This window comes from Nesterenkonia sp. K-15-9-6 (genome assembly GCF_052656005.1).
In genome coordinates this window covers 259,975-281,330 of the sequence record NZ_JBQYEY010000001.1, presented here as the reverse complement: position 1 = coordinate 281,330, position 21,356 = coordinate 259,975, and the positions used below count along the sequence as shown (strand labels likewise).

The following is a 21,356-nucleotide window of genomic DNA, read 5'->3' as shown; positions in this document are numbered from 1 at the left end:
CGGAGGAGACTCCGGACCGCCCGCCGTCGTCGTGCTCCGGTGCATCCTGATGCCGACCGGGCGGTAGAATCGCAGAGAGCCTGATCGCATGGGAGGGATCGCGCCAGTGAAGACCATTCTGGAGACCATCCGGTCTCCCCAGGACCTGTCCCGGCTGACGGACGAGCAGCTGGAGCGGCTGGCCGCGGAGATCCGCCAGTTCCTCATCGACAACGTGTCCCGCACCGGGGGACACCTGGGCCCCAACCTCGGCGTGGTGGAACTCACCCTGGCGATCCACCGGGTCTTCGACTCGCCGCGCGACTCAGTGATCTTCGACACCGGGCACCAGTCCTACATCCACAAGCTGGTCACCGGCCGTCAGGACTTCTCCACCCTGCGCAAGCAGGGCGGCCTGGCCGGCTACCCGGAGCGCGCCGAGTCCATCCATGACATCGTCGAGTCCTCCCACGCCTCCTCCTCATTGTCATGGGCCGACGGCATCTCCAAGGCACGCGTGCTCAGCGGCGAGGACGACCGTTTCGTGGTCGCAGTCATCGGCGACGGCGCCCTCACCGGTGGGATGGCCTGGGAAGCGCTGAACAACATCGCCGCGGACAAGGACCGTCGTGTGGTGATCGTCGTCAACGACAACGGCCGCTCGTATGCCCCCACGGTGGGAGGGCTGGCCGATCAGCTGGATCGCCTGCGGAGGGGATTCCTGGACAAGCTGCGCACGCACCGTGTGTATGAGAAGGCGATGGACGGCACCAAGCAGCGCCTTCAGCACGGCGGGCCGGTCAGCAAGATGGTCTACCGAAGCCTGCATGCCGCGAAGAAGGGCGCGAAGGACTTCTGGGCGCCGCAGGGGCTCTTCGAGGACCTGGGCATGAAGTACATCGGTCCGGTGGACGGGCATGATCAGCGCTCCATGGAGGAGGCGCTGCAGGACGCCAAGAACTACGGCGGTCCGGTGATCGTCCACGCGCTCACGGAGAAGGGTCGCGGCTACGCCCCGGCCCGCGCGGATGAGAACGACCAGTTCCACGCGGTCGGCGTGATCGACCCTGAGACCGGCGAGCCGGTGTCCCGGGGTTCGGCGCGCTCCTGGACCTCCGTGTTCGAAGAGGAGATCACGGCCATCGCTGATGAGCGACCGGACGTGGTGGCGCTGACCGGGGCGATGCTGATCCCCGTAGGCCTGCGCAGCTTCGCGGAGAAGCACCCGGATCGCGTCTTCGACGTCGGCATCGCCGAGCAGCATGCCGTCGCCTCTGCCGCCGGGCTGGCCTATGGCGGGCTGCACCCAGTGGTGGCGCTCTATGCGACGTTCCTCAATCGGGCATTCGACCAGCTGCTCATGGATGTCGCGCTGCACCGCGCCGGGGTGACGCTGGTGCTGGATCGGGCCGGCGTGACCGGTCCGGACGGACCCAGCCATCACGGCGTGTGGGATCTGTCCCTGCTGCAGATCGTGCCCGGCATGCGGATCGCCGCGCCGCGGGACTCCACCCGGCTGCGGGAGGAGCTGCGCGAGGCGGTGGCCGTGGACGACGCCCCCACGGTGGTCCGCTTCTCCAAAGGGTCCGTCAACGGTGAGATCGATGCGCTGGAGAGGCTCGAGGACGGAGTGGAGGTTCTCCATGGTCAGCGCAACGAAGACGGAGCCTACAGCAATGACGTGCTCATCGTCTCCGTCGGCACGATGGGGGAGCTGTCCCTCGACGTGGCGCGTCGGCTGGCCGATCAGGGCATCACCTCCACCGTCGTGGACCCCCGCTGGGTGCTCCCGGTCCCGGAATCCGTCGTCTCTCTGGCGGCGCGGCACCGGATCGTCGTCTGCGTGGAGGACGGTGTGAAAGCCGGGGGAGTCGGGTCCCGGATCCGGCAGACCATGCGTGAGGCCGGTGTGGACACGGCACTCAACGAGGTGGGACTTCCCGTGGAGTTCCTCTCCCACGGCTCGCGGGCAGAGGTTCTGGACCGCGTGGGCGTGACCTCCACCCAGGTGGCTCAGGACACCGTGGCCCAGGTGTTGGGCACGAAGGTGCCCTTCGCACGTCCGCTGCCCGGGGAGGATCTGCCCACCGGCGAGATCCCGAGCTTCCCGCAGAGCCGCGACGCCTGAGCGTCGATCCGTTCACCCTGTCGGTCCTCACCGGACCGGCGACCTCATGACCGCCGGGGGCCCTGCCCTGCGGCCCGACCGTCTGGAGACCTCATGATCAGTCTGTTCCGTCAGAACTCGGAAGCCGCCTGGGAGTACCGGGAGGCTTGGTACGACGAGGCGGCCGGAGAGTTTGTGGTGCACTACGGCGCGGTGGGCGCCAATGGGAAGCTCACGGCGGAGAAGGCGCAGGCAGACGAGGCGGAGGCTCTGCTGGAGGGTTTCGCAGCCCAATGCGAGGCGGACGGTTACCGGGAGATCGGGCAGCTGCAGACCGTCGAACTGGTCGTCGCTGTGCCGCTGAAGGCCTCGGAGCCCTCGGCGTCGGAGCGGCGGAACGCCGAGACCGTCCACACGGCAGTGCTCACGGGGCTCGCCTGGCGGGGGCTCGGCGCCCTGAGCGACCCGGAGATCGAAGAGCACGACGACGGCGCGGCGCTGGTCATGAGGGCCCGCACGGTGCACCGCCGGAAGGCCGGGGAGGCCGTGCGCGGCGCCCTGCGCGCCACCGACGTCCCTGCCTCGAAGGTCCGCATCCGCGTGGGCTGAGCCCACAGGCAGAGCGGGCCTCACCCGTCGCGGGGCGGGCGGGGCGACCGCTCACACGAGCACGCGGACCTCTCCGTCGCTGATCTCCGCCTCGAAGCGGGTCAGAGGACGGTCCGCCGGTCCGGAGGTGGGCTCCCCGGAGTCCACGGCGAACACCGATCCGTGGCAGGGGCAGCTGAACTGCTCGTCCTCGGGCTCCACGGTGCAGCCCTGGTGGGTGCACACTGACGTGAAGGCGTGGACCTCGTCCTCACCGGCACGGTGCAGAAGCAGCTCATGCTCGCCTGCACTGGCCGCGACCGAGGTGCCCACCGGGAGCTCCTCGGCGGCCAGCACGGCCTCCCAGGACTCGCCGGCATGTGTGGCCTCCGCTCCGGGTTCGGCACCGTCGTCGGGGGTGTTGCCGCAGGCGGCCAACGAGAGCCCCGCGACTCCCGCAGCACCGGCGGCGGTGGTGCGGAGGAAGGCCCGGCGGGCGCAGCACAGCTCATTCATGCGCCCGAGTCTATCGGGCGCCGAAGGTCCGTCCTGCATCCGCCGGGCCGTCGGGGATCCCGTCAGTGGAACGTGCGCCCGTTGACCCGCTCGCTGGCCCCCACCTGGTCCAGGTAGGGGGTGATTCCGCCGCGGTGCATGGGCCAGCCGGCGCCGAGGATCATGCACAGGTCGATGTCCTTCGGGGAGCTCACCACGCCCTCGGAGAGCATCAGACCGATCTCTTCGGCCAAGGCGTCCTGGACGTCGGTGAGCAGCTGCTCACCGCTGCGCGGCGTCTCGCCGAACTCCATCAGCGCCAGGGTCTGCTCCTTGATGAAGGCGCGGCCGTCCTCGTCGGTGCTCCAGATCTCCGTGACGCCGGCCTCGATGAGGCGCTGCAGGTTGGCCGAGACGTGGAACCTCTCGCCGAACGCCGCGTGGAGGGACTCGGTGACGTGCTGAGCCACCGGGATGCCGACCATCGCCAGCAGGGTGAAAGGCGTCATCGGCAGTCCGATGGGCCGCAGGGCCTGGTCCGCGGTAGCAGCATCGGTGCCCTCGTCGAAGGCCTTCTGCACCTCGGCCATCAGGCGCAGCAGGACACGGTTGACCACGAAGGCCGCCGAGTCGGAGGTGAGGACCGGCGTCTTGCGCAGTGCCGCGGCCAGCGCGAAGGCGGTCGCGATCGGTTCGTCCGTGGTCTCCGGGGTGCGGGCGATCTCGATCAGCGGCATCACCGCCACCGGGTTGAAGAAGTGGAACCCGATGACCCTCTCGGGGTGCCTCAGGTCGGCGGCCATCTCCGTGACCGACAGCGAGGACGTGTTGGTGGCCAGGATCGTCCCGGCCGGCACGATCTCCTCGAGCTCGGCGAAGACCTGCTTCTTGACACCGATCTCCTCGAAGACCGCCTCGATGACGAAGTCCGCGTCCGCGTAGACCGACTTGTCGGTGGATCCGGTCACCAGGCCCTTCAGGCCGGCGGCCTGCTCGGCGCTGATCTTCCCCTTGCCCTGCAGCTTCTCCACCTGGGAGGAGATGAAGTCCAAGCCCTTGGCCACCCGGGTCTCGTCGATGTCGGTCATGACCACCGGGACCTGCAGGTGCTGGGCGAAGACCATCGCCAGCTGGGAGGCCATCAGGCCGGCGCCCACGATCCCCACCTTGCCGATCTGACGCGGCGGGACCTCCGGCACGCCGGCGGGGCGCTTGGCCCGCTTCTGGATCAGCTCCAGGAACGCGTAGACGGTGTTGGCGAACTCATCGGTGACCATCAGCTCGGCCAGGGCATCGCACTCGGCGACACGGTCTTGGTCGCGATCGCGGTCCTTGCCGGCGATGAACACCTCCAGAGCCTTCTGCGGCGCAGGAGCAGAGTCGCCGGTCTTGGCCGCCACGGCACGGCGGGCGGCCTCGATGCCCCGCTGCCAGGCGGCGTCGCTGGTGTCCCGATCCCGATGGGACCGGACGCCGGCGAGGGTGTCGTCATCTCTGGCGATGATCCGCGCGGCGAACTCCACGGACGCCTGCTCGAATGCGTCGGCGGCGAAGAGGGCGTCGGCGATGCCCAGCTCATAGGCCGCCGCACCCTTGAGCGTGCGATTGTTCGCCAGGGCGTTCGAGAAGATGACCTGGGCGGCGGCCTCCGGACCGATCAGGCGCGGCAGTCGATACACCCCGCCCCAGCCGGGGATGAGCCCCAGGAATGCCTCGGGCAGGGACAGGGCCTTGGCGTCGGTGGAGACGGTGCGCCACTGAGCGGCCAGCGCGATCTCCAGCCCGCCGCCGAGGGCGGTGCCGTTGATGAAGGCGAAGGTCGGCACGGGGAAGTCTTCGAGCAGGTTGTAGGCCTGGTGGCCCAGCTCCGCCATCTGGCGTGCCAGCTCGGTGGACTCGATCGTATTGACCGCGCCCAGGTCCGCCCCGGCCACCAGGTAGCCGGGCTTGCCGATCAGCGCCAGCCCGGCGATCTCTGCGGATTCTGCACGTGGCAGCTGCGAGGCCACGGCCTCGCCGAACTCGATCAGCGAGTTGGGTCCGAGCGTGGTCGGCCGCCGGGCGTCGTCGTTGTCCAGTCGGATCAGCGCCAGCGTGCCGCCGCCGGGCAGGGTGACGTCCTCGACCCGGCTGTGCGTGCGGACCTCGTCCGCGAAGGCCTCGGCGAGCTCGGCATAGCCGGAGAAGTCGGTCTGCGCGGCGGTGATGGTGCCGGCGGGGGAGTGGGAGTGTGCGGACTGCGCGTTCATGGGTGCCTCCACAGCGTCGTCGTCAGGGAAGAATGCGTTCCGCATCACATGCTACCGGCGAGTAGCTCCAGAGGCCAGCGCGGCCCCGTGACGACGACGCCGCAGCGTGTGCAGGCACGGCTCACCTGCTGTGGAGTAAGGCGCGGGCAACAGGTGGAGGCTGCCGAGGGCGATCAGAGGTCGCTGAGAGGATCGGGGTCCAGCAGCGCCACGGTGACCACCGCGGCCGTCTGGTCGACCTGCCAGGGCCGGGCGCCCAGCGCGGTGAGGGCCGCCGCGATCGAGTCCAGGTCGATCTGGGCCGGGGGATCCCAGCACAGCTGCTTCAGGACAGCCGGGGTCAGCAGAGTCTCCGGCATGATCTCCAGGCGTTCGGCGAGGAACGTCAGACGTTCCCTGGCGGTGCGGTATCGGCGGAATGCCAACGGGTGGCGCTCCTTCCACGAGCGTGGAGGGGGCGGGCCACCGGTGCGGCGCTGCAGATCCGGAAGGTCTTGGGACGTGGCGCCGGCCCTTACGGCGCGCAGCCACCGGGGAGCCTCCCGCTTGGCCGCCCGCCCGTGGAAACCCGGAACGGCGAGCAGCTGGGGGACGGTGGTGGGAGATTCCAGGGCTGCGGCCACCAGGGCCGAGTCGGGCAGGATGTGCCCCGGAGAGACGTCCTTCTGCTCCGCCAGGTGCTCTCGAGCGCGCCAGAGCTCGCGCAGCACCGCGAGCCCGCGTCGACTCTTGAGCCGGTTGATCCCCGAGGTGCGGCGCCAGCGATCATGGCGCGGCACCGTCGGGGGCCGATGGGTGCGGGCATGCTCGAACTCCTGGGCAGCCCAGTCGGACTTGCCCTGCTCCCCCAGCAGGGAGCTGAGTTTCTCCCGCAGTTCGATCAGCAGCTCGACGTCCAGTGCGGCGTAGCGGAGCCAGTCCTGCGGCAGCGGGCGGCGAGACCAGTCGGCCGCCGAGTGCTCCTTCGCCAGCCGGACCCCCAGCAGGGATTCCACCACGGCGCCGAGCCCCACACGCGGCAGGCCGGCCAACCGGGCGGCCAGCTCGGTGTCGAAGAGCGCATGGGGGTGCATGCCCAGCTCGGCCAGGCAGGGCAGGTCCTGGGAGGCGGCGTGCAGGATCCACTCGGCGCCGCCCAATGCCCGCTGCAGCGGGACGAGTGTGTCGAAGGGCTCCGGGTCGATGAGCCAGAGCCCGGATCCCTCGCGCTTGAGCTGCACGAGGAACGCTCTCTGGCCGTAGCGGAAACCCGAGGCACGCTCTGCGTCGACCGCCACGGGGCCGTGGCCGGCAGCCAGCGCCTCGGCGCACCGCTGCAGTCCACGTGCGGTGTCGATGACGAACGGTACGCCGTCGGCGGGCTCGGTGAGCAGAGGGGGAAGGTGCTCGTCCTGGTCCTCCATAGAGTGGTCAGATCCTCCTGACATGCGGCAGGGCCACCACGCCGTCGGGCAGGGGAGGCAGACCGGCGAAGCTGCAGACCATATCCGCCCAGGCCTCCAGGTGTCGGCCCAGCCGAGGCCCGCTGGGCGTCCAGGAGGCCCGGAGTTCGACGGTGTTGCTCGCCTGACGATCTTCGAGGCTGCCGAAGGATTCGGACAGGATGCGTGTGGCGGTGCCGCCGGCGTGGCTGTGCTCGACACCGCACTGATCCAGCGAGTCGCTCAGCCAGGTCCAGGCGACTTCGGCGAGCAGGGGGTCGTTGCCCATGTCCGCGTCCAGCTCGGCGCGGATGTAGATCACCACACGGAACGTCCCGCCCCAGGTCTCCTGGCCCTGCGGGTCGTGGAGCAGGATGAAGCGGCCGGTGGCGAGCAGCTCAGCATCCTCGGGTGCTGGGCGGAGCCGAGCCGGTCCGTGGAGCGGGGTCCGCGCGCCGGGGTCCAGGACCTCGGCGCGCAGCGCCACCGCGTACGGGGCCAGCTTGACCGGGGCAGGGATCTCGTCCACCTGCGCCTCGGTGCGGGGACGGGCACGCCGCAGCTCTCCCAGGGCGGAACGGAACGACTCCGGGAGGTCGTCGATGCCGGGGGTGGAGATCTGCGGGCCGGGACCACGTCCTGCGGCAGATCCGGCTGGGCCGAGTGCTGTCACGCGTCCAGCCTATGAACAGGATCAGCGAGCATCGGGCAGGCGCGCCGTGAGCGCGGCCCGCGCATGGTCCACGAACTCATCGATCTGCGCCTCGGTGGTCTGGAAGGAGCACATCAGACGGACGACGGGGTCGCCGTCCGGCGCGGTGTCCCACACATGGAAGAGATACCGGGACTGCAGCTGCTCCACCACCGTCGCCGGCATCTTGGGAAAGACGGCGTTCACCTGCGCCGGCGCGGGGAGGTCGATGCCCTCGAGCGTCGCGAGGCGTTCGCCGAGCAGACGGGCCTGCGCATTGGCGTGCTCGGCGTTGCTGCGCCACAGGTCGGTGCCGAAGAGCTCCAGCAGCTGGGCGGAGACGAAGCGCTGCTTGCTGGCCAGCTGCATCGAGGACTTGCGGATGTAGTCGGTGCCGCGGACTCTGGTCGGGTCCAGCACGACGACGGCCTCCGCGGCCAGCGCACCGTTCTTGGTCCCGCCCAGGCTCAGCACGTCGACGCCGACGTCGGTGGTCACCTCGCGCAGGGAGACGCCGAGGGCGGCGGCGGCGTTGGCGAGGCGGGCGCCGTCCATATGGACCCCGAGTCCCGCCGCGTGGGCGCGGTCCGCCACCGCCGCGATCTCGGCGGGCGAATAGAGGCTCCCCAGCTCGGTGGACTGGGTCAGGGTGACCGCCAGGGGCTGCGCGGCGTGGACGAAGCCCTGGGCTCCGAGCTCAGCCTCGACGTCGGCGGGCGTCAGCTTCCCCTCCGGTGTGGGACGGGCCAGCAGCTTCAGTGCGCCGAGCCGCTCCGGGGCGGCACCTTCGTCAGTGTTCACGTGAGCCTGGCGCGCGCAGATCGCCGCGCCCCAGCGCGGGAGGAGGGCCTGCAGCGAGACGACGTTGGCACCGGTGCCGTTGAACACCGGGAAGATCTCTGCGGACGGACCGAACTGGTCCCTGACGACCTGCTCCAGGCGGGTGGTGACGGGGTCGTCGCCGTAGGGCACCGCGGCGCCGCCGTTGGCCCGGGCGATGGCCTCCAGCACCTCCGGCGAGACTCCCGCGGTGTTGTCGGAGGCGAAGGTCGGGTCGGGAGTCGCCGGGGCATCGGGGCCGACGGGTCCGTCGAGGGTCTGGAGACCGGGCATGATCTCATCAGTGCTGGTCACTCGTCGGCCTCCTCGAAGCGCATCGAGACGGAGTTGATGCAGTATCGCTGGTCGGTGGGAGTGTCGAAGCCCTCGCCGGAGAACACGTGTCCCAGGTGGGAGTCGCAAGAGCCGCACCGGACCTCCACACGTTCCATCCCCAGCGACGTGTCGCGCAGGTGCCGGACGTTCGCTCCCGTCGCGGGCTCGTAGAAGCTGGGCCAGCCGCAGCGGGAGTCGAACTTGGTCTGGGAGGTGAACAGCTCCGCGCCGCAGGCGCGGCAGAGATACACCCCGGCCTGGGTGGTAGGCCCATGGTCCCCGGTGAAGGGCCGCTCGGTGCCGCCCTGGCGGAGCACGTAGTACTCCTCGGGGGTCAGACGGTCGCGCCATTGGGCGTCGGACAGAGAGGCGAAGTCAGGCGCGGTTCCTGGCGGGCGGGCATCGGGGTCAGTCTGGTCAGTGCTCATGGCTCCATCCCATCACGTTCGTCGCATCACGTTCGTCGCACCACGTCCGCCGCATCACGATCATCGCATCGACGGCGGCACGCGGTCTGAGGCCCACAGTGGCCCGCATCGCCCACCCGGACGAGCAGGGCACGGCGGCAAAGAGCGTCGCGCTCCTCAGACGGTGCAACGCGCACCGGGCTCCGCCGCTTCCCTGGATGCCTCCGCAGGACGTCGCGCGTAAGCTGTGACCTGGGCATCGTGGCCCTCCAGCCATCCGGAACCGACCTTGTGGAGGCCTCCCAGACATGTCACCCCGCATCGCCGACCGTCGTCCGAGTGGTCTCGGAGGCCACCAGCCAGATGGTGCCTCACCTGCCCGACGGAGCCCGAGTGCGCGTCTGACGGCGCCGCTGCGGCGGCTCCGTGAGTCGCTGGCCGCTGCTCCCGCGAACACCGAGCCCAAGACGCCCTGGGTGCGGGCCTCGGCGCTCGGGGCCGGCACGGGGCTGGCCGCAGGCATGGCCCTGGCGGGGGCCGCCTCCGGGCTGGCCGGCTATTTCGCCCGCATGGTGGTCACTCCCGTCAAGGAGCACGTGGAGGACCTGGAGGTCCTGGCGGTGGTGCGCGGAGCCGACGGTGACGAAGTCATCCTGCCTGCCACGCCCGAGACCGTGGTGCCGGGGACCTACGGCCTGAACTTCCATGGCGGCCGTGCCAGCGCACGCATCGGAGAGATCACCTCCTTCAGTCCGCGGGACGGCACGATCGCCCGGCGGGTGGAGAAGGTCTATCACGGAGACCTCCGCAAGGTCTCGCGCGGCTGGTGGACCTCGGTGCCCGACCCGACCCCGGCGGATGCCGGTCATCCTTTCGAGGACGTGCTGATCGACCTGCCCGGCGGGCCCGCACCGGCCTGGCACGTGCCCCCGCGGACGCGCACCGGTCCGCTGGCAGACCGCAACGTGTGGGCGATCATGGTCCATGGACGGGGCGGACGCCGCACCGAAGGCATCCGCGCCCTGGGGGTCGCCGACCGCCTCGGCATCGATTCGCTGCTCATCTCCTACCGGAACGACGGCGAGGCGCCTGACGCTCCTGACGGGCGGTATGGCCTGGGCATCACCGAGTGGGAGGACGTCGACGCCGCCGTGCAGCACGCCCTGGACCAGGGCGCCGAGGACGTCCTGCTCTTCGGGTGGTCCATGGGCGGCGCGGTGGCGCTGCAGACTGCGGACCGCTCCCGGCTGGCCCCGGCCATCCGTGGCCTGGTGCTCACCGGACCGGTGGTCGACTGGATCGACGTGCTCGCCTACCAGGCACGGGCCAACAGGATCCCGGAGGCGGTGGGGCGGCTCGGCCGCTGGTTCATCTCCCATCCCGCGGGCCGACGGGTCACCGGACTGGCCGCACCGGTGGATCTCAAGGCGCTGAACTGGATCGACCGCGCCGAGCAGCTGCATGTGCGGACTCTGATCCTGCACAGCAGCGACGACGACGTCGTCCCCTACGCTCCGTCGCGGAACCTTGCCGAGCGGAATGAGAAGGTCAGCTTCGTGCCCTTCACCCAGGCGCGGCATGTCAAGGAGTGGAACCACGACCCCCAGCGCTGGGAGAGCAGCGTGGAGCAGTGGGTCGCCGAGCTGTTCACCGGTGACGCCCCGGCCCACCTCAGCTCAACGACGCGACGTGCTCGGTGACATTGCGCTTGATGCGGCCGAGCATGGCTGACATGCCACGCAGGCGCAGCGGTGTGATGGCCTTCGCCAGGCCCAGCCGGGTCGGGACGTCCTCCGGGGTGGCCAGGATCTCGTCGTAGCTGAGCCCGCTGAGTCCCTGATGCAGGATCGAGGCGAAGCCGCGGGTCGTCGGGGCCTCGGGCGGGGCGGCGAAGATGATCTCCGCGGTGCGGGCCTCGTCGTCGAACTCGAAGGCCAGGAACAGCGGGGTCTGGCACTCCACCACCTGCTCCATGGTGTCGGCACGGTCCTGATACTGCTCCGGCACGTCCGGCAGCTCGCGGGAGAGCTCCAGGAGCAGCTCCAGCTTCTGCTGGTCCGGGACCGCCTGGAACTCCTCGACGATCTCAGCCAGCGGTTCGGGAAGGCCGGCGGTGGTGGTGGTCATCATGTCTCCAGGATAGGAGAGCGCGGCGGGATACGTCGTCCGGCGCCCCGCCCGCTCAACGGCTCAGCGGCCTGTGGGCGCCTCGCCCGGCTCCTGGCCGACGGCGATGGGCAGACGGACCGAGTTGCCCCACTCCGTCCAGGAGCCGTCGTAGTTGCGGACGTGGCGGTGCCCGAGCAGGTGCTGGAGGACGAACCAGGTGTGCGAGGACCGCTCGCCGATCCGGCAGTAGGCGATGACCTCGTCCGCCTCCCCGATGCCGGCCTCCTCACGGTAGATGCGCTCCAGCTCCTCGCGGGGCTTGAAGGTGCCGTCCTCCTCGGCGGCTCGGGCCCACGGGACGGAGGCGGCCGAGGGGATGTGGCCACCGCGCAGGGAGCCCTCCTCCTCGTAGCCCTCCATGTGGGTGCGCTCACCCGAGTACTCGAGCGGGGAGCGCACGTCGACCAGGGGCTTGCCGAAGTGCTCGAAGACATCCTCACGGAAAGCGCGGAACGTGGAGTCGTCACGGCTGATCACCGGATAGTCGGCACGGGTCGGTTCGGTCCGCTCGGTGGTGACGTCACGACCTTCAGCGATCCACTTCTGTCGGCCCCCGTCCATCAGTCGGACGTCCTCGTGCCCGAACAGGGTGAACACCCAGAGGGCGTAGGCGGCCCACCAGTTCGACTTGTCGCCGTAGAACACCACGGTGGTGTCCCGGCTAATGCCCTTCGACGCCGCGAACTCCGCGAAATGCTCGCCGTCGAGGAAGTCCCGGGTGATCGGGTCGTTGAGCTCGGTGTGCCAGTCGATCTTGACGGCACCGGGGATGTGCCCCGTCTCGTAGAGCAGGACGTCCTCGTTCGACTCGACGAGGACGATGCCGTCGTCGTCCTTGTGCTCGGCCACCCAGTCCGTGGACACGAGCTTCTCGGGGTGGGCGTACTGGCTGAAGTCCTTCTCGCTCATCTGCAGAGCCTCTCTCTCGGGTCGCTGACGATCGTCGCTTCACCTGTGTTCAGCGTATCGAGGCACCGGTTCTGTTCCCATCGCACGTCATGAACCGTCATGCGCCGGGGGAGCACGCCAGTGGGTAGCATGGCCCTCATGCCGACTGATGCCACACCTGATGCCACACCGCTGAGCCGCCGGAGCCCTCAGGTCGGCGTCGGGGAGCTCCTGGAGGGGCTGCAGCCCTCCTTCCGATTCTCCGAAGTCTCCTTCGACTCCTACATCCCGGACCCTGGACACCCCTCCCAGGCCGAGGCGGTGGAGGCGCTGCGGGATTTCGCCGGCACGGTCGGGTCCTCGCGGGGCTCCGGGGGCCTGCTGTCTCGGCTCTTCGGCGGCAGATCCTCGCGGGCGGCCGCCACGAAGCGCGCCGGGGGGATCTATCTCGACGGCGGCTTCGGGGTCGGCAAGACGCATCTGCTCGCATCTCTCTACCACGCCTCACCGGGACAGCGCGCCTTCGGGACCTTCGTGGAATACACCAATCTCGTCGGTGCCCTGTCCTTCCGCCGCACGGTGGACGTGCTCTCCGACTACAGCTTGGTCTGCATCGACGAGTTCGAGCTCGACGACCCCGGAGACACGGTGCTGATGTCCCGACTGATGCGCGAGCTGACCGATGCCGGCGTCAAGCTCGCCGCGACCTCGAACACGCTGCCGGGCTCGCTCGGGGAGGGGCGCTTCGCCGCGTCCGACTTCCAACGGGAGATCCAGGTCCTGGCCGATCAGTTCTCCGTGGTGCGCGTCGACGGGGAGGACTTCCGGCATCGAGGCCTGCCGGAGGCCCCGCCCCCGCTCGCGACCGAGCAGCTCGAGGAGTTCGCCCACGCACATCACCGTGAGGCGGAGATCGTCGTCGACGACTTCGACGCGCTGACCGCGCATCTCACCCAGGTCCATCCGAGCCGCTACCGCCAGCTCATCAGCGGAGTGGAGGTCCTGGTGCTCAAGGACGTCACCACCATCGACGCTCAGTCGCTGGCGCTGCGCTTCGTGGTGCTGGCGGACCGCCTCTACGACCAGGATGTGAAGATCATCGCCTCGGGCGTGCCCTTCGACCAGCTCTTCACCGAGGAGATGATGTCCGGGGGATACATGAAGAAGTACCACCGCGCCGTGTCGCGTCTCACGGCGCTGGCCCGCTCGGGGCAGATGGGGGAGCAGGCGCTCTGAGGGGTGTGCCGCTCAGCCTCCTGCCCATTCGGCAGCACCACTGGCGGCACCAGCGGCAGCACCACCCGAAGCCGGTCCGTGAGCCGTGCCGTCGGCGCGGCACCGGATGTGTTGCGCAGTCGAGAGGCGTAGACTCGATCCTCACCATCGGCCGTCCGCCGAGCCCCGGTCCCAGGATCCGTCGCCGCATCCGGCCACACCCGCGGGCAGTTAACGGGGCGTTCATCGGCGTCTGGTTGGCTGGATGCCGTCGGATCAGAGAAGGGGAGCGTCAGCATGATCAGAGACCAGGTGCAGGACATCGTGGGAGATCTGAACCAGGCCCCCCGGGAGAACCTGCGCGAGTTCATCGACCGGCTCCGTGAAGGCGGCTACACCGTCCAGGACGGTCACACTCCGGATCCCGACCTCATCGACCCGCAGGGCAACGCGGTCGAGACCTGGCAGGAGAACTACCCCTACGAGCAGCGGCTCGAGCGCGACATCTATGAGCTGGAGAAGTACCACCTGCAGGTGGAGCTGCTGAAGTTCCAGTACTGGGCCGAGGACTACGGGCTCAAGCACGTGCTGGTCTTCGAAGGACGGGACGCGGCCGGCAAGGGCGGCACCATCAAGCGCTTCACCGAGCACCTCAACCCCCGGACCGCGCGGGTGGTGGCCCTGAACAAGCCGTCCGACCGGGAGCGCGGACAGTGGTACTTTCAGCGCTACGTCGACCATCTGCCCACTGCCGGCGAGATGGTCCTGTTCGACCGCTCCTGGTACAACCGAGCCGGAGTCGAACGGGTCATGGGATTCTGCTCCGACGACGAGTACGAGGTCTTCATGCGGCAGGCGCCGCAGTTCGAGCAGATGCTCGTCGACGCAGGGATCCACCTGACGAAGTTCTGGTTCTCCGTGACCCAGAAGGAGCAGCGCACCCGGTTCGCGATCCGTCAGATCGACCCCGTGCGGCAGTGGAAGCTCTCCCCGATGGACCTGGAGTCGCTGGACCGGTGGGAGGCCTACACCGACGCCAAGGAGGAGATGTTCCGCCGGACGGACACGGACCACGCGCCCTGGATCACCATCAAGTCCAACGACAAGAAGCGGGCACGGCTCAACGCCATGCGCTACTTCCTCAGCCAGTTCGAGTACGAGGGCAAGGACCACGAGGTGGTCGGGGAGCCCGATCCGTTGATCGTCCGCCGCGGCCGCGACGCCGTGGGCGACTGAGGGCCCGTCAGGACCCCACGGGCGGTCTCTCCGAGACCTCCTGCGCAGCCGCCGGACGCAATGGTCATCACATTCGGGGGCTTGAGGCGATAGAGTGGACACGCTCGCCTCCTCGGTCGTCGTCGACCGTCGACGGCGAGCATCGTGTCATCTGAGCACCTTCCGCGGCCTCACCACAGGGTGGAGGCGGCATGAGGAGACTGCGCCATCCCGGAAACGTCACGGGATTAGGATGCACTCGATCGATCACCAGACCTCGATAAGGAGACTGCATGAGTGCCGATATCGGCGTGACCGGACTGGCCGTGATGGGGGCCAACCTGGCACGGAACCTGGCCCGCAACGGCTACACCGTGTCCCTGCACAACCGGTCGGTGGCCCGCACCGATGCCCTGCTTGAGGCTCACGGGGACGAGGGCAGCTTCGTCCGCACCGAGACCCTCGCCGAGCTCGTCGAGTCGCTGGAGCGCCCGCGGCGGGTGCTCATCATGGTCAAGGCCGGAGCTCCGGTCGACGCGGTCATCGAGGATCTGGTGCCTCTTCTGGACGAGGGCGACATCATCATCGACGCCGGCAACTCCCACTACCCGGACACGCGTCGCCGTGAGGAGGCGCTGCGGGCCAAGGGACTGCACTTCGTCGGCGTCGGTGTCTCCGGCGGTGAGGAGGGTGCGCTCAACGGCCCCTCGATCATGCCCGGCGGATCCCAGGAGTCCTATGAGACGCTGGGCCCGATGCTGGAGAAGATCGCCGCCCAGTACCACGATGAGCCCTGCTGCGCCTGGGTCGGCACCGACGGCGCGGGCCACTACGTGAAGATGGTGCACAACGGCATCGAGTACGCCGACATGCAGGTCATCGGCGAGGCCTACGACCTGATGCGCAGCCTCGCAGGCCTCGAGCCCGCCGCACAGGCCAAGGTGTTCCGGGAATGGAACACGACGGACCTGGCGTCGTATCTGATCGAGATCACCTCGGAGGTCCTGGAGCAGGAGGACGAACTGACCGGCCGTCCGCTGGTCGACGTCGTCGTGGACTCTGCGGGCCAGAAGGGCACCGGCCGCTGGACGGCCATCTCCGGGCTGGAGGTCGGGTCCCCGGTGACCGCGATCGCGGAGTCGGTGTTCGCCCGCTCCATCTCCTCGCAGCGTGATCTGCGGGCCGAGACCAACGCGGCCTTCAGCTCGGGCATCGATGAGAATGCCCCGGCGGCAGAGTTCGGCTCCGACTTCGTCGAGGACGTGCGCAAGGCCCTCTACGCCTCCAAGCTGGTGGCCTATGCCCAGGGTCTCGACATGCTGGTCGCCGCCGGTCAGGAGTACGGATGGGACCTCGACCTGAAGTCCATCGCCTCCCTCTGGCGCGCCGGCTGCATCATCCGGGCCGACCTGCTGGACACCATCATGAAGGCCTACGACGCAGACGCCGAGGATCGCCCCAAGAACCTCCTGCTGGCCGAGGAGTTCACCGAGGCCATCAACGAGTGCCTTCCGGCCTGGCGTCGTGTGGTCGCCGCAGCCGCGCAGCACGGCGTGCCCGCTCCGGTCTTCGCCTCCTCGCTGGCGTACTACGACAGCCTGCGCCGCGATCGTCTCCCGGCCGCTCTGACGCAGGGGCTGCGCGACTACTTCGGCGCGCACACCTATGAGCGTGTGGACAAGGACGGGACCTTCCACACCCTCTGGTCCGGCGATCGGACCGAGATCGAGGCCTGAGTCGGCCCAGGCGGCGACGCCGGCGGTGCAGTCCCTGCCGACGACGTCGCAGGTCTTCTGCCCGAGGCTGGTCCCACAGAGTCAGACGTGACGGAGGCCCGGTCTGCGGCGCGCCCATGATGGCGGGCGTCGCAGACCGGGCCTTCGGCGTGGGATGCACTTTTCGGCGACGCCGGAGCCGGAGTGCAGGGCCCCGGGCAGACGGAGCGATGCTCTAGGATGACGTGATATGACTCACACTTCATCGTTCGCGCATCCAACTGACCCAGGTCAGACGCCAGGATCCAACCCGTCCGCCCGTCTCGGCGACTCCCGGGTCTCGCGCCGGGCGGCCTTGGCAAGCCTCGGTGCCCTCGCTCTGCTGCCGATCGGCCTGCAGGCCGCCGCAGCATATCCCGGGGACTCCTCACAGGCGGAGACACCGACACAGGCGATCCGCAGCTACGACGACATGATCCGCGAGCTGCGGAAGATCGAACACACCTCCCGGGGGCGGGTCACCGTCACCACGCTCGCCGAGGTGGGGACCGCAGAGACCCACTCGGAGCAGGGTCGTGACCTCTACGTCGCCCAGGTGGGGCACGGGGACCGGCACGTCTGGATCCAGGGCCGGATCCACGGGGACGAGCCCTACGGCGTCGAGGCCACCCTGGCCGTGCTCAAGGAGCTGGGCAGCAGCGGCCAGCAGACTGCTGAGCTGCTGCGGGACGAGTTCACCCTGCACATCATCCCGATGTACAACCCTGACGGTTCGGAGATGAACACCCGGACCACCACGCTCTGGGACACGGAGACGGACGCTCCACGCACCGACGACGACGGCAGAGAGCTCACGGTGGATCTGAACCGCGACTGGACGCTGGAGGGGTTCCTGGCGCGCGAATCCCGGGCCTGGTACGAGTACTGGACCAGGGTCCGGCCCAGCTACGCGCTGGACATCCACCATCAGGGGCGGAAGCGCGATCCGGAGACGGGAGAGCCGATCACCTTCTCGCTGGGCATCTCTTTGGCACCGGGCGGCCCCACGCTGCCGGACATCCGTGACGGCGAGTTCGATGTGCTCACCCGTCAGATGGCCTCCCAGGTCTGGCTGGACACGCGTCACCGCGGCCACATCTCCACCGATCGGTACGACGTCGGCGGCGGTCAGGTGATCGACATCCGCGGGGGCGTGGTCTCCGCCATGATGCTGGGACTGGACTGGCAGGGGCTCAACTCTGCCGGACACGCGAACGCGGCGATCTTCTTCGAGACCTCCGGCAACACTCGCGACGGCGACCTCGGACAACGGGGACGGGGCCGTTTCATCCAGCAGAACATCCTGGGTGTGGAGTCCTGGCTCGCAGGCCTGGCCACCGGCGACACCGTCGACCTGGACCCGCAGACCTGGGAGGAGATCCCCCACGCGCCGGTCGAGTACTACTTCACGGACTGGGGCGGTGTGATCCCGGTCGACGAGGTGTGAGACCACCCTGCAGACGGCGCGGAGGCGGCGGACCCGGTGAGGACCGGGGCCGCCGCCTCCGTCGTGTCGGCTCCTGAGGTGGTCAGGAGGTGGTCAGCGCCTCAGGAGAGGAGCGCCGCGACTCAGATGAACAGTGCCGGGTCGAGCGCATACTCCGCGGGGTCGACGGCGGGCTGCCGCTCCTCGTCACGGCGCTTCCGGTCCTTCGCCGGGATGCCGGTGAGGATGGAGTTCTCCGGCGCCGACTTCACGACCACGGCGTTGGCTCCTATGGCGGAGCCGCTGCCGATCTCCACGGGCCCGAGCACCTTGGCGCCGGCGCCGACGACCACGCCGTCCTGCAGGGTCGGGTGCCGTTTCACCGCCTCGAGCGAGCGGCCGCCGAGGGTGACGCCCTGATAGAGCATGCAGTCATCGCCGATCTCGGTCGTCTCGCCGATCACCACGCCCATGCCGTGGTCGATGAAGAACCGACGACCGATCTGGGCCCCGGGGTGGATCTCGATGCCGGTCAGGCTGCGGGTCACCTGGGAGAGAGCCCGGGCGGGGGTCTTCAGGGGCCGGTGCTGCCACATCCGGTGGGCCACCCGGTGGGACCAGATGGCATGCAGACCGGAGTAGACCAAAGCCACCTCCACGTCGCTGCGGGCGGCCGGATCGTGCTCGCGCGCGGAACGGATGTCCTCACGCAGACGCTTGATGATTCCCAAGGTGGATCGGTGCCTTTCGACGTCGACGGCGGGTCACAGCAGGGTATCGGCGCGGTGCCGTCCGCGGCCAGTCGGCCTGGCCGCGGAACGTGGAGCAGTCCCAGGTCAGGGCGGGCTCAGGCGGGACAGGCTCAGGTCAGACGTCGGCCGATGGGTCAGCCGCGGATGTCCTCGTAGAGGAGCGTGGAGATGTAACGTTCGCCGAAGTCACAGGCGACGGTGACGATGAGCTTGTCCCGGAACTCCTCGCGAGCCGCCACGTCCAGGGCGGCGGCCACGTTGGCCCCGGTGGAGATGCCCCCGAGGATCCCCTCCTGCGTGCCCAGCTGGCGCGCAGTCTCCAGGGCCTTGTCGAGGTTGGCGGTGATGACCTCGTCGTAGATCTCGCGGTCGAGGATGTCAGGGACGAAGTTCGGACCGATGCCCTGGATCTTATGCGGCCCTGGGGTCCCGCCGGAGAGGATCGGGGAGTCCTCAGGCTCGACGGCGACGATGTGGAGGTCCGGCTTGTGCTCGCGGAGCCGGCGTCCCGCGCCGGTGATGGTCCCGCCGGTGCCGATGCCGGAGACGAGGACGTCGACGGCGCCGTCGGTGTCCTCCCAGATCTCCTGACCGGTGGTGCTGTAGTGGACCTGCGGGTTGGCCTCATTGGCGAACTGACGGGCCCAGATGGAGTTCTCGGTCTCCTCGACGATGGCTTTGGCCTTCTCCACGGCGCCGCGCATCCCGTCGGCGCCGGGGGTCAGCACGATCTCGGCGCCGAAGGCCCGCAGCATGACCCGGCGCTCAGTCGACATGGTCTCCGGCATCGTGAGCACCACCCGGTAGCCCCGCGCCGCGCCGACCATGGCCAGGGCGATCCCGGTGTTGCCGGAGGTGCCCTCCACGATCGTCCCACCCGGCTTCAGGACGCCGGCGGCCTCCGCGGCGTCGACGATGGCCGTGCCGATGCGATCCTTGACGGAATGCGCCGGCGAGTAGAACTCCAGCTTGACCGCCACATTGCCGGGCAGGTCGGCGTCGAGCCGATTGAGCCGCACCAGCGGAGTGCCGCCGACGGCCTGGGTGATGTTGTCCAGGATCTTGGCCATGGTGGTGAAACCTCTTCCGTGAGGGTGGTGGGATCGGACGCGCAGGAGGGCGGCACGCCGTCGGCGGGACGACGACAGCCCCGATCCTGACTCTATCTGCTGATCAGACGAGGGCTCCGTCACGGAGCCACGGGGCGTAACGCTGGCGCAGCGCCGAGACCTTGGGGTCGATGATCACGCGGCAGTAGCCCACGTCGGGGCGGCGCAGATGGAAGCCCTGGTGCTCCGGCTCGGCCTCGAAGACCCTCCCGAGGGGCTCCAGCGTGGTGACGATCGGACGGTCGTAGGCTGCCTGGACGCGGGCCACGGCCTCTGCGAACTCTTCGCGCTCGGTGCGGTCGGCGTAGAACATCGCCGACCGGTACTGCGTGCCGACGTCGTACCCCTGGCGGTTGAGGGAGGTCGGGTCGTGGCAGCTGAAGAAGACGTCCAGGAGGACCTCCGTGGGCAGGGTGTCGGGCTCATAGGTGATCTCGACGGCCTCGGCATGACCGGTGGTCCCGCTGCAGACGGCGATGTACTCGGCCGGTCCGGTGCCCCCGGTGTAGACGCTGCGCACGGCGGTGACGCCGGCGAGGCGACGGGCCAGGGAGTCCAAGCACCAGAAGCAGCCGGCCGCCAGCACCACCGTGCGGGACCTGCGTGGACCGTGCGGGCTGGCATCGTGCTGGCCTGGGGGCCGCTCGCCGGCCCCCGGGGTGTTCGTCCTGCTGGCTGGGCTCATGCCTGAGACAACTCCCCGAGCCCTTCGGCCATTCCGGGGCGCGGCGCCGACCGCTTTCATCGCCCGGTGCGTCCCTGGTGATATCCCCGCGGAGAGGGTAGAACTGGTGGCATGGCAGACCATTCCGGCCCTGGAACCCACTCCTCACCGGCTCCGTCCGGTGTCGCCCCCGCGCCTCCTGTGGCCGCAGGCCGCCGTGTGCCGCTGCTGCAGGACGTGCTCGAGATCATCGAGGAGCTGTGGCCGTCCTCGCTGGCGGAGAGTTGGGACGCCGTCGGGCTCGTGACGGGCCGGCGGGATCGGCCCGTGGAGCTGATCCATTTCGCCGTCGATCCCGTGCGCACGGTGGTGGAGGAGGCGTGCTCGGCCGAGGCGGACCTGCTGATCACCCATCATCCGCTGCTGCTGCGGCCGGTGCAGAGCGTCGAGGCGGGGTCGTTCAAAGGCGAGATCGTGCACCGGCTCATCGAGTCCGGATGTGCCCTGCTGACCGCCCACACCAACGGCGACTCGGCGGTCGGAGGGGTCAACGACGTGCTGGCGGAGATCCTCGGCCTCGAGGATGCGAAGCCCTTGCAGGCCGCCGAAGACGGGCTCGCGGAGGAAGGGCTGGGCAGGATCGGCTCCCTTCCCCAGGGCACTACGCTGGGCGACTTCGCCGCCACGGTCTTCTCGATCCTGCCTGCCGTCGCCGGAGGGGTGCGGGTGGCCGGGGATCGGGATGCCTTCATCCGGCGTGTGGCACTGTGCGGCGGCGCCGGCGACGGTCTGCTGCGTGCCGCCCGTGAGGCAGACGCCGATGTGTACATCACCGGTGACCTTCGACACCATCCGGCATCCGAGGCGCGGGAGGCGGTGCGCGACGGACGCCCTTACCTGATCGACGTCTCCCACTTCGCCAGCGAATGGCTGTGGCTGCCCGCCGCGGCCCAGGCCTTGGACCGTGCCCTGGCGGATCGCGGCTACGATGTGGAGGTCGCCGTCAGCGGCATCAACACCGACCCCTGGGACTTCGTCATCACTCCTGGCCGGTGAACCGGCGGAGAGCGTC

Annotated in this window: 19 protein-coding genes; 8 read left to right on the top strand and 11 right to left on the bottom strand. The window is 69.3% G+C overall.

The window, feature by feature from the left end:
* Positions 1-88: 88 nt before the first annotated feature.
* Together dxs and SD455_RS01195 are read left to right on the top strand one after the other, a co-directional pair.
* Positions 89-2,107 carry a 1-deoxy-D-xylulose-5-phosphate synthase gene (dxs, locus tag SD455_RS01200; protein ID WP_445507004.1) on the top strand — a complete coding sequence of 673 codons (2,019 nt, stop codon included), beginning with the start codon at positions 89-91 and terminating at the stop codon, positions 2,105-2,107.
* A gap of 93 nt (positions 2,108-2,200) precedes the next feature.
* Complete coding sequence (locus SD455_RS01195; protein WP_445507003.1) at positions 2,201-2,695, top strand: hypothetical protein; 495 nt, start codon at positions 2,201-2,203, stop codon at positions 2,693-2,695.
* A 51-nt stretch (positions 2,696-2,746) separates the two neighbouring features.
* Here the strand turns inward: SD455_RS01195 and SD455_RS01190 are convergent, their stop codons facing one another.
* The 6 genes from SD455_RS01190 to msrB form a co-directional block, all read right to left on the bottom strand.
* Positions 2,747-3,190 (bottom strand): Rieske (2Fe-2S) protein, encoded by a 444-nt coding sequence (locus tag SD455_RS01190; protein WP_445507002.1) that lies wholly within the window; start codon positions 3,188-3,190, stop codon positions 2,747-2,749.
* Positions 3,191-3,252: 62 nt separating this feature from the next.
* Complete coding sequence (locus SD455_RS01185; RefSeq protein WP_311024451.1) at positions 3,253-5,418, bottom strand: 3-hydroxyacyl-CoA dehydrogenase NAD-binding domain-containing protein; 2,166 nt, start codon at positions 5,416-5,418, stop codon at positions 3,253-3,255.
* A 173-nt stretch (positions 5,419-5,591) separates the two neighbouring features.
* Positions 5,592-6,821 (bottom strand): HRDC domain-containing protein, encoded by a 1,230-nt coding sequence (locus SD455_RS01180; protein WP_445507001.1) that lies wholly within the window; start codon positions 6,819-6,821, stop codon positions 5,592-5,594.
* Positions 6,822-6,828: 7 nt separating this feature from the next.
* Positions 6,829-7,512 carry a DUF3000 domain-containing protein gene (locus SD455_RS01175; RefSeq protein ID WP_083277812.1) on the bottom strand — a complete coding sequence of 228 codons (684 nt, stop codon included), beginning with the start codon at positions 7,510-7,512 and terminating at the stop codon, positions 6,829-6,831.
* Between the two features lie 21 nt (positions 7,513-7,533).
* Positions 7,534-8,664, bottom strand: a complete 1,131-nt coding sequence (locus tag SD455_RS01170) for a threonine aldolase family protein (protein ID WP_445507000.1) — start codon at positions 8,662-8,664, stop codon at positions 7,534-7,536.
* Positions 8,661-9,113 (bottom strand): peptide-methionine (R)-S-oxide reductase MsrB, encoded by a 453-nt coding sequence (gene msrB / locus SD455_RS01165; protein WP_311024367.1) that lies wholly within the window; start codon positions 9,111-9,113, stop codon positions 8,661-8,663. Before msrB ends, SD455_RS01170 begins: the two co-directional genes overlap by 4 nt.
* Before the next feature lie 287 nt (positions 9,114-9,400).
* Here msrB and SD455_RS01160 point away from each other — a divergent pair, with 287 nt between their 5' ends.
* Positions 9,401-10,792 carry an alpha/beta hydrolase family protein gene (locus tag SD455_RS01160; RefSeq protein WP_445506999.1) on the top strand — a complete coding sequence of 464 codons (1,392 nt, stop codon included), beginning with the start codon at positions 9,401-9,403 and terminating at the stop codon, positions 10,790-10,792.
* Here the strand turns inward: SD455_RS01160 and SD455_RS01155 are convergent.
* On the bottom strand, positions 10,764-11,222 hold the full coding sequence (locus SD455_RS01155; protein ID WP_445506998.1) for a SufE family protein: 459 nt from the start codon (positions 11,220-11,222) through the stop codon (positions 10,764-10,766). The genes SD455_RS01160 and SD455_RS01155 overlap by 29 nt on opposite strands.
* A gap of 60 nt (positions 11,223-11,282) precedes the next feature.
* Positions 11,283-12,170, bottom strand: coding sequence for a sulfurtransferase (locus tag SD455_RS01150; protein ID WP_311024365.1), 888 nt, complete (start codon positions 12,168-12,170; stop codon positions 11,283-11,285).
* A 129-nt stretch (positions 12,171-12,299) separates the two neighbouring features.
* On the opposite strand from SD455_RS01150, the gene zapE reads away from it, so the two are divergent.
* From zapE to SD455_RS01130, 4 genes are all read left to right on the top strand, one after another.
* On the top strand, positions 12,300-13,385 hold the full coding sequence (gene zapE / locus SD455_RS01145) for a cell division protein ZapE (protein WP_396954329.1): 1,086 nt from the start codon (positions 12,300-12,302) through the stop codon (positions 13,383-13,385).
* 276 nt (positions 13,386-13,661) lie between these two features.
* Positions 13,662-14,600 (top strand): polyphosphate kinase 2, encoded by a 939-nt coding sequence (gene ppk2, locus SD455_RS01140; protein WP_085437035.1) that lies wholly within the window; start codon positions 13,662-13,664, stop codon positions 14,598-14,600.
* A gap of 272 nt (positions 14,601-14,872) precedes the next feature.
* Positions 14,873-16,315, top strand: a complete 1,443-nt coding sequence (gndA, locus tag SD455_RS01135; protein WP_311024363.1) for an NADP-dependent phosphogluconate dehydrogenase — start codon at positions 14,873-14,875, stop codon at positions 16,313-16,315.
* Positions 16,316-16,544: 229 nt separating this feature from the next.
* A complete protein-coding gene (locus SD455_RS01130; protein WP_445506997.1) occupies positions 16,545-17,780 on the top strand; it encodes a M14 family zinc carboxypeptidase in 1,236 nt (411 codons plus the stop codon).
* A 122-nt stretch (positions 17,781-17,902) separates the two neighbouring features.
* Here SD455_RS01130 and epsC read toward each other — a convergent pair whose 3' ends face one another.
* The 3 genes from epsC to msrA form a co-directional block, all read right to left on the bottom strand.
* Entirely contained in the window at positions 17,903-18,490 is a 588-nt protein-coding gene (gene epsC / locus SD455_RS01125; protein WP_311024361.1) for a serine O-acetyltransferase EpsC, read from the bottom strand.
* A 155-nt stretch (positions 18,491-18,645) separates the two neighbouring features.
* The gene (gene cysK, locus SD455_RS01120; protein ID WP_311024360.1) at positions 18,646-19,581 is read right to left on the bottom strand and encodes a cysteine synthase A; all 936 of its coding nucleotides are present in this window, start codon (positions 19,579-19,581) and stop codon (positions 18,646-18,648) included.
* Between the two features lie 103 nt (positions 19,582-19,684).
* Positions 19,685-20,305, bottom strand: coding sequence for a peptide-methionine (S)-S-oxide reductase MsrA (msrA, locus tag SD455_RS01115; RefSeq protein ID WP_445506996.1), 621 nt, complete (start codon positions 20,303-20,305; stop codon positions 19,685-19,687).
* 111 nt (positions 20,306-20,416) lie between these two features.
* Here msrA and SD455_RS01110 point away from each other — a divergent pair, with 111 nt between their 5' ends.
* Positions 20,417-21,340, top strand: a complete 924-nt coding sequence (locus tag SD455_RS01110) for a Nif3-like dinuclear metal center hexameric protein (RefSeq protein ID WP_445506995.1) — start codon at positions 20,417-20,419, stop codon at positions 21,338-21,340.
* Positions 21,341-21,356 lie beyond the last annotated feature (16 nt).

Bases quoted from the DNA above. Each gene is read 5' to 3' on its own strand.
- SD455_RS01110 (WP_445506995.1), top strand. From the start codon at position 20,417: ATGGCAGACCATTCCGGCCCTGGAACCCACTCCTCACCGGCTCCGTCC.
- SD455_RS01190 (WP_445507002.1), bottom strand. From the start codon at position 3,190: ATGAATGAGCTGTGCTGCGCCCGCCGGGCCTTCCTCCGCACCACCGCC.
- zapE (WP_396954329.1), top strand. From the start codon at position 12,300: ATGGCCCTCATGCCGACTGATGCCACACCTGATGCCACACCGCTGAGC.
- SD455_RS01150 (WP_311024365.1), bottom strand. From the start codon at position 12,170: ATGAGCGAGAAGGACTTCAGCCAGTACGCCCACCCCGAGAAGCTCGTG.
- SD455_RS01160 (WP_445506999.1), top strand. From the start codon at position 9,401: ATGTCACCCCGCATCGCCGACCGTCGTCCGAGTGGTCTCGGAGGCCAC.
- msrB (WP_311024367.1), bottom strand. From the start codon at position 9,113: ATGAGCACTGACCAGACTGACCCCGATGCCCGCCCGCCAGGAACCGCG.
- SD455_RS01180 (WP_445507001.1), bottom strand. From the start codon at position 6,821: ATGGAGGACCAGGACGAGCACCTTCCCCCTCTGCTCACCGAGCCCGCC.
- SD455_RS01195 (WP_445507003.1), top strand. From the start codon at position 2,201: ATGATCAGTCTGTTCCGTCAGAACTCGGAAGCCGCCTGGGAGTACCGG.
- ppk2 (WP_085437035.1), top strand. From the start codon at position 13,662: ATGATCAGAGACCAGGTGCAGGACATCGTGGGAGATCTGAACCAGGCC.
- gndA (WP_311024363.1), top strand. From the start codon at position 14,873: ATGAGTGCCGATATCGGCGTGACCGGACTGGCCGTGATGGGGGCCAAC.
- cysK (WP_311024360.1), bottom strand. From the start codon at position 19,581: ATGGCCAAGATCCTGGACAACATCACCCAGGCCGTCGGCGGCACTCCG.
- SD455_RS01185 (WP_311024451.1), bottom strand. From the start codon at position 5,418: ATGAACGCGCAGTCCGCACACTCCCACTCCCCCGCCGGCACCATCACC.
- dxs (WP_445507004.1), top strand. From the start codon at position 89: ATGGGAGGGATCGCGCCAGTGAAGACCATTCTGGAGACCATCCGGTCT.
- SD455_RS01130 (WP_445506997.1), top strand. From the start codon at position 16,545: ATGACTCACACTTCATCGTTCGCGCATCCAACTGACCCAGGTCAGACG.
- msrA (WP_445506996.1), bottom strand. From the start codon at position 20,305: ATGAGCCCAGCCAGCAGGACGAACACCCCGGGGGCCGGCGAGCGGCCC.
- SD455_RS01155 (WP_445506998.1), bottom strand. From the start codon at position 11,222: ATGATGACCACCACCACCGCCGGCCTTCCCGAACCGCTGGCTGAGATC.